A 9,600-nucleotide genomic window follows, 5' to 3' on the forward strand; every position below is an offset into this window, starting at 1 on the left:
AGCATGAAGCGTGCGCGGACCGACTACGGGCCGACGTTTGTTGAAGATCTTACTTTCGATGCCCCTCCGGAAAACCCCAGCTCAGACCCCCATGCTGCTCGCGATGGCGGACGCCCTCGAGGTCCGTACGAGCGAGATCGTCGAGGCCAACGCAGAAGACATCGCCCGCGCACGTGAGGCCGGGACGAGCGAGGCGATCATCGACCGGCTCACCCTCACCCCCGAGCGGGTGCGGGCCATCGCCGCCGATGTGCGCCATGTGGCCGCACTGCCCGACCCGATCGGCGAGGTCATGCGCGGCTCGACCCTCCCCAACGGCATCGACCTCCGCCAGGTGCGGGTGCCGCTCGGTGTCGTCGGCATCATCTACGAGGCCCGGCCGAACGTCACGGTGGACGCCGCCGCGCTCTGCCTGAAGTCCGGCAACGCCGTGCTGCTGCGCGGCTCGTCGTCCGCGTACTCCTCGAACACCGCGCTCGTGCGGGTGCTGCGGGACGCCGTCGGCGGCTCCGGACTGCCGGCCGACGCGGTGCAGCTGGTGCCGGGCGAGAGCCGTGACTCGGTGCGGGAGCTGATGAGGGCCCGTGGCATGGTCGACGTGCTGATTCCGCGCGGCGGAGCCTCGCTGATCCGCACGGTCGTCGAGGAGTCCACCGTCCCCGTCATCGAGACCGGCACCGGCAACTGCCATGTGTACGTGGATTCCGAGACCGACATCGACATGGCCATCGAGATCCTGATCAACTCCAAGGCGCAGCGGCCGAGCGTCTGCAACGCCGCAGAGACCCTCCTCGTCCACAAGGACGTCGCCGAAGCCTTCCTGCCCCGCGCGCTGGACGCTCTCGCCGACGCCGGAGTGACCGTGCACGGCGACGAACGCGTGGTCGAGTACACGGACGCGACCAAGGCCACGATCGTGCCGGCGACCACGGAGGACTGGGAGACGGAGTACCTCTCGTACGACATCGCCGCAGCCGTCGTCGAGTCTCTGGAGGCGGCCGTCGCCCACATCAGGCTCTGGTCGTCCGGCCACACCGAGGCGATCGTCACCACCTCACAGGCCGCCGCCCGCCGATTCACCCAGTTGGTGGATTCCACGACGGTGGCTGTGAACGCGTCCACGCGTTTCACGGACGGCGGCCAGTTCGGCTTCGGCGCGGAGATCGGAATCTCCACCCAGAAGCTGCACGCACGCGGCCCCATGGGGCTTCCCGAGCTGACGTCGACGAAGTACATCGTGACCGGCGACGGTCACACCCGGTGAACGTCAGCGGGGCGCTGCCCCGGGTCACCCGGGCGGGGAGAATTTGCACTCTCCCTGCCCAAACCGAGCCCTCCGGTCTACTCTGAAGGCGTGCCGGACGACGTGGGGGGTAGGCCGTTCCCGGACGGCTGGGAGCCCGACGACGACCGCGGGGGCGCGGACGAGGACTTCGCCACCGTGGTGTTCGACGAGGACTTCGTACGGGCCGCCAAGATCCATGAACCGACCGCCGTCGAGCGGCTGCTGGCGGCCGCCCAGGCCCGCGCGGACGAGGCCGCCCGCTCCGGCCCGCGCGGCCACGCTGCGGACGACGACCTCTACGACGGGGTGCACGGCGGCGGACACCCCAGAAGCCACGGCTACGACGACGAGGACGACGACCTCGGCTCCGACGGCGAGTGGGCGGGCCCCTACGGACGGCACGGCGGCGCGCTGCGCCCTTACCGCGGCACCGCCCGCTGGCACCGGCCGGTGGCCTGGATCCTGGCCCTGGTCATGGGCATCGGGATGGTCGCCCTCGCCTTCACGGCCGTCTACCGCGGCGCCTCCAACGGCAACCGCCAGGAACCGGGGCCGCAGCCGGCGAGGACCGGCGTGGACGCCCCGCCGACGGGTGCCACGGTCAGCGGCCCGGGCGACGGCGCTCCTGCTCCCCTCGAGCGCTCCGCGCCCCGCGTCTCGGCGGTCCCGCGCACTCCCTGAGGTGTCGCGTCCCGGCGGTCGGGCGCACTCCTTGAGACGTCGCGATTCCGCCATGCGCCGCACCCCTGAAGCCCCGTGCCGGCCCGGACCGCACGCCGCTTCCGTACCCACCATGCGTTCGCTCCGCAAGTCGGTGAGACCTGGTCAGAAGTTGTCGTGCAGCAGCAGCGTTTACCGTGCCCCTGCCAGACCTACCCTGAAAGTATGGCTGGGCGTGGAGACCCGCCCGAGGGGACTCCCGAGGGGCTCCCCGGCGGTGGAGAGGACGAATACGGATCCGTCGTCTTCGACGAGTCTTTCGTCCGGGCTGCCCGCGTACAGGAATTCTCCGCCGTGGAACGGATGGGCGAGCACGCGCCCGCCGTGCGCAGCCTCCCCGTCTGGAAGGGCAGGCGGGCGCCCCGGCAGGTCCTGCTGCTCGTCCTGCTCGTCGTGGTCGCCTTCGGCACCGCGATCTACCTGGGTGTCCGGCATCCCTACCAGCCGGTCACGGTCCGGCAGGCGGAGCAGCTGCGTATCACCCTGGTCCCGCTCGCACCGCACGGACGGGTGCCCGGCGGCACGCCCGCCGAGCTTTACGCGCACAGCGCGGCCGACCAGTTCCGCGTCGGCGCCGCCGGAATCACCATGCCCGCTGTCCGCCGTACCGATCACTTCTCGGAGGGGCAGGTGATGACCGCGCTCGCCACCACCAAGGACTACCTGGTCAAGTCGTCACTCGACCCCGACGTCCTCACCGGAGGCGCGGTCCAGCCCGTACGGACGCTGCTCGACCCGGACCAGCTGCCGCAGTTCGACCGCAGCGTCGCCGTGCCGGCCTCCGACGGCCGCCACGCCGCCACGGGCTGGCTGGTGCGCTTCGACCCGGCGAAGGTAGCGCTGGCCGATCCCCACGTCAGGGTGCAGGGCACCCTGGTCGTCGCGGAGACAGGGGCCGGCACCCTCGAGATCACGTCGGACCACGCCTTCGTCTACGCCCTGCGCCCGGCGGCGGTGAGCAGTCCGCGTGCGGACGAGGCCTCGCTGTTCACCGTCCGCCGCGAGCTGCACTTCCGCTTCGACCGTGACGACCTGCAGCACCACCGCCTGGAGGTGCGGATCAGCTACCTCCAGGCCGGGCCCCAGTCCTGCTCGTCCGACGCCTCAGGCACGCTCCGCCCGCTGCTGGCCGGAGAGCGGGCCGCCTCGGACGGGCCGGCCGGCACCGACCCGTACGCGACGGGCCCGGCCACCGCGGCACTGTGCGGGGTCCTCGCCCCTCGGGCTCAGCCCTCGCCCTGACCCCTTCCGCCCGACGACCCTGTGCCCGTGCTTCCGCCGGGAGCGGCGCCGTTGCCCATGAACTTGTCGCGGAGTTTGCCGCCGAGGTCACCGGCGCCGCCCGCTATGTCGCCGACCAGCTTCATCAGCGGGTCCTTGCTCGTACGCACCGACTCGGCATAGTGCGAGGCCGAGTCGCGGAACGAGTCGGTCACCGAGGTGTCCTTGTCCTCGTGGCGGCGGGGGTAGTGGCCGTCCATGATCCGCTGGTAGTCACGGCTCTCGGCCCACAGCTTCAGCTCTGCCGCACGAACCGTCGTGAACGGGTGCGAGCGCGGGAGCACGTTCAGAATCTTCAGGACCGAGTCCCGCAGGTCGCCCCCGGCCTCGTACTCCTCGGCCTGCTTGAGGAACGCGTCCACATTCATCTCGTGCAGGTGGTTGCCGCCGGCGATCTTCATCAGGCCGCGCATCGAGGCCCGCAGATCCTGGCCCACCAGCAGGCCGGCGCGGTCCGCGGACAGCTCCGACTTGCGGAACCACTCGCGCAGCGCTGTGACGATCGCCATGATCGCCACATTGCCCAGCGGGATCCAGGCGACCTTCAGCGCCAGGCTGGTGAGGAAGAGCAGGATCGTGCGGTAGACGGAGTGGCCCGACAGGGCGTGGCCGACCTCATGGCCGACGACCGCCCGCATCTCCTCCTCGTCGAGCAGCTCCACGAGCCCGGTGGTGAGGACGATGATCGGCTCGTCCAGGCCGATGCACATGGCGTTGGGACGCGGGTCCTGCGTCACATACATCGCGGGGACCTTCTTCAGGTCCAGGATGTAGCAGGCGTCGCGCAGCATGTCGTGCAGATGCGCGAACTGCTCGTCGCTCACCCGAACCGAGTCGGAGAGGAAAAGCAGTCGCAGGCTGCGCTCGGGCAGCAGCGCGCTGAGCGCCTTGAAAACGGTGTCGAAGCCGCTGAGCTTGCGCAGCGCGACGAGTGCCGAGCGGTCCGCGGGATGTTCGTACGCCCGGGAGGAGATGTCCGGGAAGCGCTTGCGCTGCCTGCTCGGTACCTGCTCGTGGTTGTCGGTCATGGTGCCCCCTGTGTGGTGCGAGTCCTCGCTCGTCCCCCTGACGGCCCCCAGCGTAGGGGCTGGGGACGCGGCACGGTGTGGGCTGTGGACAACTGTGAAAGCCCTGTCGACGGCGCCTGCGGGAAGCACAACGACTGAGTCGGCGTGAGCGTGCCCGCGCCGCCCGCATACGATGTGCGCGACGTCTCTCCGCTCCGACTCCCGAATAGGTCCTGCTGAAGATGAGCCTCACCAGCGCCGCCGCCAACCTGGTCACCCTCGCCGAGGGCGCCGAGCACGGCGGCAACCACGAAAGCCTCAACCCGTACGTCACCGGTGGCGGCGCCCTGCTCGCGCTGCTCCTGCTGCTGTGGATCACCACCCGCTTCAACCGCGACCGCTGAGTCCAGGCCGGCAGCCGGTGCCAGTAGGCTCTGCACGCATGGGAGAGCAGAAAGTGGCCACGGGCCCCGGCGCCGGCTCCGGATCGGGCAGACGCCGGCTTGGTGTGATGGGCGGGACGTTCGACCCGATCCACCACGGGCACCTGGTTGCCGCGAGCGAGGTGGCCGCACTCTTCCACCTCGACGAGGTGGTGTTCGTACCGACCGGGCAGCCGTGGCAGAAGAGCCACAAGAACGTGTCACCGGCCGAGGACCGCTATCTGATGACGGTCATCGCGACGGCGTCCAACCCGCAGTTCTCGGTGAGCCGGATCGACATCGACCGCGGCGGGCCGACGTACACGATCGACACGCTGCGGGACCTGCGTGCCCTCAACGACGACTCGGACCTGTTCTTCATCACGGGTGCCGACGCGCTCTCCCAGATCCTCGGCTGGCGCAACGCCGCCGAGCTGTTCTCCCTCGCCCACTTCATCGGCGTGACCCGCCCGGGCCACGATCTGACGGACGACGGGCTGCCCGAGGGCGGTGTGTCGCTCGTGGAGGTCCCGGCGCTGGCGATCTCGTCGACCGACTGCCGGGAGAGAGTCGCCGAGGGGGACCCGGTCTGGTACCTCGTGCCGGACGGTGTGGTGCGCTACATCGACAAGCGCCAGTTGTACCGCGGCGAGTGAGCCACGGAGAGGGGCAGCGGTGAACGACCAGCAGAACCCGTACGACCCGTACTACCAGCCGCAGATCGTCGGCTACGACGAGTACGGGCAGCCGGTCTATCAGCAGCCCCAGCAGTACGACCCTTACGCTCAGCAGCAGGACGGCCACTCCCGGCAGCCGGGGGGACAGGCGCCCCAGGACGGCCGGCCCCCGCACGGCGGAGGCGGCTACGGAGCCGACCACGGTTACGGCTCCGCGCAGACCTACGGCTCGGACCAGGGCTACGGCCAGGCGCAGAACGCGCAGGACTACGGCCGCAACCAGGGCTACGGGTACGACCCGTACGCCCCGCAGCAGCCCCAGGGCCCCGCCGGTCCGGCCCAGTACGACCCGTACGCCCAGCAGCGGTACCCGGCACAGCCGCAGGCCGGCGGCTACGGAAGCGAGGGCCGCGGCGGGCAGGACGCGTACGGCTACGACACCGGCACACAGCCGGCCGTCGACACCACCGCTCAGTGGAGCATCCCCCAGCAGCAGACGCAGGGGGCGGCGGAGCAACGGCCGGCGGCGTCCGCGCAGGCGGCGCACGAGAACGCCGCTGTTCCGGAGCAGCGCCGACCCGAGGACGGGCAGGGGCGGCCCTACCAGACCGAGCAGTTCTCATTCATCGAGGAGCCCGACGAGGACTCCGAGGACGTCATCGACTGGCTGAAGTTCACCGAGAGCCGCTCCGAGCGCCGCGAGGAGGCGAAACGCCGCGGCCGCAACCGCGTCGTCGCGCTTGTCGTCACCCTGGCCCTCGTACTCGTCGGCGGCGTCGGCTACCTCTGGTACGCCGGCAAACTGCCGGGTCTGTCCGATTCCGAGGCCAAGAGCGAGACGGCGACCGGACCGCAGAAGCGCGACGTCATCGTGCTGCACCTGCACAACACCAAGAAGAAGGGCACTTCCACGGCCCTCCTGGTCGACAATGCCACCACCGGGCAGGGCACCACCGTCCTGCTCCCCAACAACCTCTCCGTCGCCAACGACGACGGCACCGCCACCACCCTCGGCACATCCGTCGAGGACGACGGATCGACCGGTACGCGCGAGGCGATCGGCACCCTGCTCGGCGCCAAGATCTCGGGCACCTGGCGGCTCGACACCCCGTACCTGGAGAACCTGGTCGAGCTGGTCGGCACGATCGACCTGACCACCGACGCCGAGGTCCCCGGGGAGAAGAAGGGCGACGCCCCTCTGGTGAAGAAGGGCGAGAACCAGACACTGAACGGACGGGCGGCCGTCGCGTACGCCACCCACCGCGGGGCCGGCGAGGCCGAGGAGAAGCAGCTGCTGCGCTTCGGCCAGGTCATGCAGGCGGTGCTCAAGAAGCTGCCGGACGATCCGAAGTCGGCCACCGTCATCGTGGAGACGCTGGCTCAGATCCTCGATCCCTCGCTGAACGAGCGGGACCTCGGAAGCTCCCTCGCCAAGCTCGCCGAGCATGCCAAGGGCGGCGACTACAAGACGGCTGTGCTCCCTGTGCAGAAGGACGGCACGCTCACCGACCAGGCCGCGAACAGTGTGGTCAAGGACGTCCTGGGCGGATCCGTCAGCGCTCCGGAGCAGGGTGCCGCGGTCCGTGTGGGAGTCAGGAACGGCAGCGGGAACGACGCCGCCACCGAGAAGGCCAGGGTCCTGCTCGTCAACGGCGGCTACTCCGTCATCGACAGCGGCAAGGTCGACACCGCCGCGACCACTCAGGTCACCTACGGTGACGAGGCGCAGAGGGCGAAGGCGGAGGAGGTCGCCAAGACGCTCGGCCTGCCGGCGAGTGCCGTCAAGAAGGGCAAGGCCGCCACGAACGCCGATGTCTCGGTCGTCCTCGGCTCCGATTTCAAGATCGAAGAACCGGAGTGAGCCGGGCGCCGACGGGGCCATGACCATCGCTGCGTGGACTGTCGGCGGTCCGTGAGACCCTTGAAGGGTTCCCTACCGCCGACGAAAGCCTGCCTGTGACCGCCACGGATCGCTCCATCGAGCTCGTCAACGCCGCCGCCCAGGCGGCGGCCGACCGGCTCGCGCACGACATCATCGCGTACGACGTCAGCGATGTGCTCTCCATCACCGACGCCTTCCTGCTTGCCTCCGCTCCCAACGACCGTCAGGTCAAGTCGATCGTCGACGAGATCGAGGAGCGGCTGAACAAGGAGCTCGGCGCCAAGCCGGTGCGCCGGGAGGGCGACCGCGATGCCCGCTGGATCCTGCTCGACTACGTCGACATCGTGGTGCACGTCCAGCACAGCGAGGAGCGTGTCTTCTACGCCCTCGAGCGGCTCTGGAAGGACTGCCCCGAGCTCTCCCTGCCGGAGGACGCCCGCAAGACCCGCGGCAAGGCGGAGGAGCACGCCAGGCTCACCGGCGGTGACACGGAAGGGGACCTGAGCTGAACGGCACGAGCGGCGGTGGCGCCACCGGCGGCACCGCGACGTCGAAGCGGGCGCGCGGACGGCGCATCGTCCTGTGGCGCCACGGCCAGACCGCGTGGAACCTGGAGCGCCGTTTCCAGGGCTCGACGGACATCGAGCTGACCGAGGCCGGCGTGGCGCAGGCGCGCCGCGCCGCCCGGCTGCTCGCTTCGCTGAACCCGGACGCGATCGTCGCCTCCGACCTGAAGAGGGCGGCAGCGACGGCCGGCGAGCTCTCCGGCGTCACGGGGCTCGACATCTCGTACGACGCCGCCCTGCGCGAGACCTACGCGGGCGCCTGGCAGGGCCTGACCCACGACGAGATCGTCGAGAAGTACGGCGAGCAGTACGCGGCCTGGAAGCGCGGTGAGCCCGTCCGGCGCGGCGGTGGTGAGCTGGAGACCGAGGTCGCCGACCGGGCCGCTCCCGTGGTGCTGCACCACGCGGAGAAGCTGCCCGACGACGGCACGCTCGTCGTCGTCAGCCACGGCGGCACCATCCGTACGACCATCGGCCGGCTACTGGGGCTCGAGGCCCACCACTGGGAGAGCCTCGGCGGGCTCACGAACTGCTGCTGGTCGGTGCTGGGCGAGGGCGCGCGGGGCTGGCGTCTGCTCGAGCACAACGCGGGCACCCTCCCGGAGCCCGTGCTCGGCGACGACACCTGAGCCGGGTCCGGGGCGCGCGGGGCGGGGTTTGAAGTGCCCCCGGCGTACACCGCTCCCGCGGGGCCGGGCCCGGATTTCACTTTCCGGCAGGTCGCAGGCTAAAGTTCTTCTTGTTCGCAGCGCGGAGCGCGAAGAACACGCGGGGCTATAGCTCAGTTGGTAGAGCGCCTGCATGGCATGCAGGAGGTCAGGAGTTCAATTCTCCTTAGCTCCACAGTCGGATCCCGTCCCCATCAGGGGGCGGGATCTTTTCTTGTCCCCGGGGCCCGCCTTCCGGCGGACGTGGCCGATCTCGTACCCGAACGCCGCTGACCACGGTGCCCGGCCGTGGCAGAATCGGACGGCCGGAGGGGACACCGGCGGTACGGGAGGGAGCGCACGATGTCCGCCAGCGGCGAGGAAGCCGGGGAGGCTGCCGATGACCTGCTTGCCACGGCGGAGGCCTGTGCTCGCCTCAGCTGTCCTTCCTGCGGTTCTGTCCATGTCGCACAGGTCCTCGGTGACAACGGCGGCGTTTCCTACGTGTGCACGGCCTGCGGCCACAGCTGGAGCTGAGTGATGGGTGCCCACAGGCGGAAATGCGACTGGTGCGGCAGCGGTACGCCCATCGTCAGGGACATGGATCCGGTCAATCCCGAGTACCAGTACTGGTGCGAGGAGTGTGCGCGGGCGCTGATCATAAAAGGCGACCCCATCGAGACGTACCGCGAGCTCGAGGGGGAGCCGATCTACGGCAGGCTCCTGGACGAGCACTGCACCCTGAAGCGCTTCTACTCGTTCGCAACGGCCTGAACCGTCCGCCCGGATCGCCCTGGTTGTCCCATTCGTGCAGCCGTGCGGGAAGGGGGCATTCCCGTGTGGATCGGGCGGTCGCGCAAACGATTTGGAGATGCGCCGACGAGGGCGTTAATGTTCTCTACGTCGCCGCGGGGGAAACCCGGAAGCGCGGAGCACGGCAAGGGGCTATAGCTCAGTTGGTAGAGCGCCTGCATGGCATGCAGGAGGTCAGGAGTTCAATTCTCCTTAGCTCCACAGAAGAAGCAGTGAGGCGGGCCACCCGGGACCGTGGACTGAGCGCTTCGCGTAGTGCTGGCAGAGGACAGCGTGCTGCTGCGGGAAGGGCTGATCGCC

General features: G+C 69.9%; 10 protein-coding genes and 2 tRNA genes. 11 read left to right on the forward strand and 1 reads right to left on the reverse strand.

The window, feature by feature from the left end:
- Positions 1-58 precede the first annotated feature (58 nt).
- The 3 genes from ABZ070_RS32585 (at position 59) to ABZ070_RS32595 (ending at position 3,247) form a co-directional block, all read left to right on the forward strand.
- Positions 59-1,264 (forward strand): glutamate-5-semialdehyde dehydrogenase, encoded by a 1,206-nt coding sequence (locus ABZ070_RS32585; protein ID WP_356639199.1) that lies wholly within the window; start codon positions 59-61, stop codon positions 1,262-1,264.
- A 90-nt stretch (positions 1,265-1,354) separates the two neighbouring features.
- Positions 1,355-1,966, forward strand: coding sequence for a hypothetical protein (locus tag ABZ070_RS32590; protein ID WP_356639201.1), 612 nt, complete (start codon positions 1,355-1,357; stop codon positions 1,964-1,966).
- A 204-nt stretch (positions 1,967-2,170) separates the two neighbouring features.
- Positions 2,171-3,247, forward strand: coding sequence for a hypothetical protein (locus ABZ070_RS32595; RefSeq protein WP_356639203.1), 1,077 nt, complete (start codon positions 2,171-2,173; stop codon positions 3,245-3,247).
- Here the strand turns inward: ABZ070_RS32595 and ABZ070_RS32600 are convergent.
- Positions 3,232-4,314, reverse strand: coding sequence for a M48 family metallopeptidase (locus ABZ070_RS32600; protein ID WP_356639205.1), 1,083 nt, complete (start codon positions 4,312-4,314; stop codon positions 3,232-3,234). The two genes, ABZ070_RS32595 and ABZ070_RS32600, sit on opposite strands and share 16 nt — an antisense overlap.
- Before the next feature lie 221 nt (positions 4,315-4,535).
- Between ABZ070_RS32600 and ABZ070_RS32605 the strand changes: the two genes are divergently transcribed.
- The 8 genes from ABZ070_RS32605 to ABZ070_RS32640 all read left to right on the forward strand — a co-directional run bounded on the left by ABZ070_RS32605 (position 4,536) and on the right by ABZ070_RS32640 (position 9,501).
- The gene (locus ABZ070_RS32605) at positions 4,536-4,697 is read left to right on the forward strand and encodes a hypothetical protein (protein ID WP_356639208.1); all 162 of its coding nucleotides are present in this window, start codon (positions 4,536-4,538) and stop codon (positions 4,695-4,697) included.
- Positions 4,698-4,735: 38 nt separating this feature from the next.
- Positions 4,736-5,371 carry a nicotinate-nucleotide adenylyltransferase gene (gene nadD, locus ABZ070_RS32610; RefSeq protein WP_356639210.1) on the forward strand — a complete coding sequence of 212 codons (636 nt, stop codon included), beginning with the start codon at positions 4,736-4,738 and terminating at the stop codon, positions 5,369-5,371.
- Positions 5,372-5,390: 19 nt separating this feature from the next.
- Positions 5,391-7,253, forward strand: coding sequence for a LytR C-terminal domain-containing protein (locus tag ABZ070_RS32615; protein ID WP_356639212.1), 1,863 nt, complete (start codon positions 5,391-5,393; stop codon positions 7,251-7,253).
- A gap of 95 nt (positions 7,254-7,348) precedes the next feature.
- Positions 7,349-7,783 (forward strand): ribosome silencing factor, encoded by a 435-nt coding sequence (rsfS, locus tag ABZ070_RS32620; protein WP_356639214.1) that lies wholly within the window; start codon positions 7,349-7,351, stop codon positions 7,781-7,783.
- Positions 7,780-8,469, forward strand: a complete 690-nt coding sequence (locus ABZ070_RS32625) for a histidine phosphatase family protein (RefSeq protein ID WP_356639216.1) — start codon at positions 7,780-7,782, stop codon at positions 8,467-8,469. Before rsfS ends, ABZ070_RS32625 begins: the two co-directional genes overlap by 4 nt.
- 141 nt (positions 8,470-8,610) lie before the next feature.
- Positions 8,611-8,683: transfer RNA gene (locus tag ABZ070_RS32630), tRNA-Ala, on the forward strand.
- Between the two features lie 404 nt (positions 8,684-9,087).
- Positions 9,088-9,261: a hypothetical protein gene (locus ABZ070_RS32635; RefSeq protein ID WP_018846673.1), complete on the forward strand. Its 174-nt coding sequence runs from the start codon at positions 9,088-9,090 to the stop codon at positions 9,259-9,261.
- Between the two features lie 167 nt (positions 9,262-9,428).
- Positions 9,429-9,501, forward strand: a tRNA-Ala gene (locus ABZ070_RS32640).
- Positions 9,502-9,600 lie beyond the last annotated feature (99 nt).

Source organism: Streptomyces sp. NPDC006283 (assembly GCF_040613325.1).
In the GTDB taxonomy this organism is placed as follows: Bacteria; Actinomycetota; Actinomycetes; order Streptomycetales; family Streptomycetaceae; genus Streptomyces.

Coding starts and splice junctions, on each gene's coding strand:
- ABZ070_RS32585 (WP_356639199.1), top strand. CDS start 59: ATGCCCCTCCGGAAAACCCCAGCTCAGACCCCCATGCTGCTCGCGATG.
- ABZ070_RS32595 (WP_356639203.1), top strand. CDS start 2,171: ATGGCTGGGCGTGGAGACCCGCCCGAGGGGACTCCCGAGGGGCTCCCC.
- ABZ070_RS32600 (WP_356639205.1), bottom strand. CDS start 4,314: ATGACCGACAACCACGAGCAGGTACCGAGCAGGCAGCGCAAGCGCTTC.
- ABZ070_RS32605 (WP_356639208.1), top strand. CDS start 4,536: ATGAGCCTCACCAGCGCCGCCGCCAACCTGGTCACCCTCGCCGAGGGC.
- nadD (WP_356639210.1), top strand. CDS start 4,736: ATGGGAGAGCAGAAAGTGGCCACGGGCCCCGGCGCCGGCTCCGGATCG.
- ABZ070_RS32635 (WP_018846673.1), top strand. CDS start 9,088: ATGGATCCGGTCAATCCCGAGTACCAGTACTGGTGCGAGGAGTGTGCG.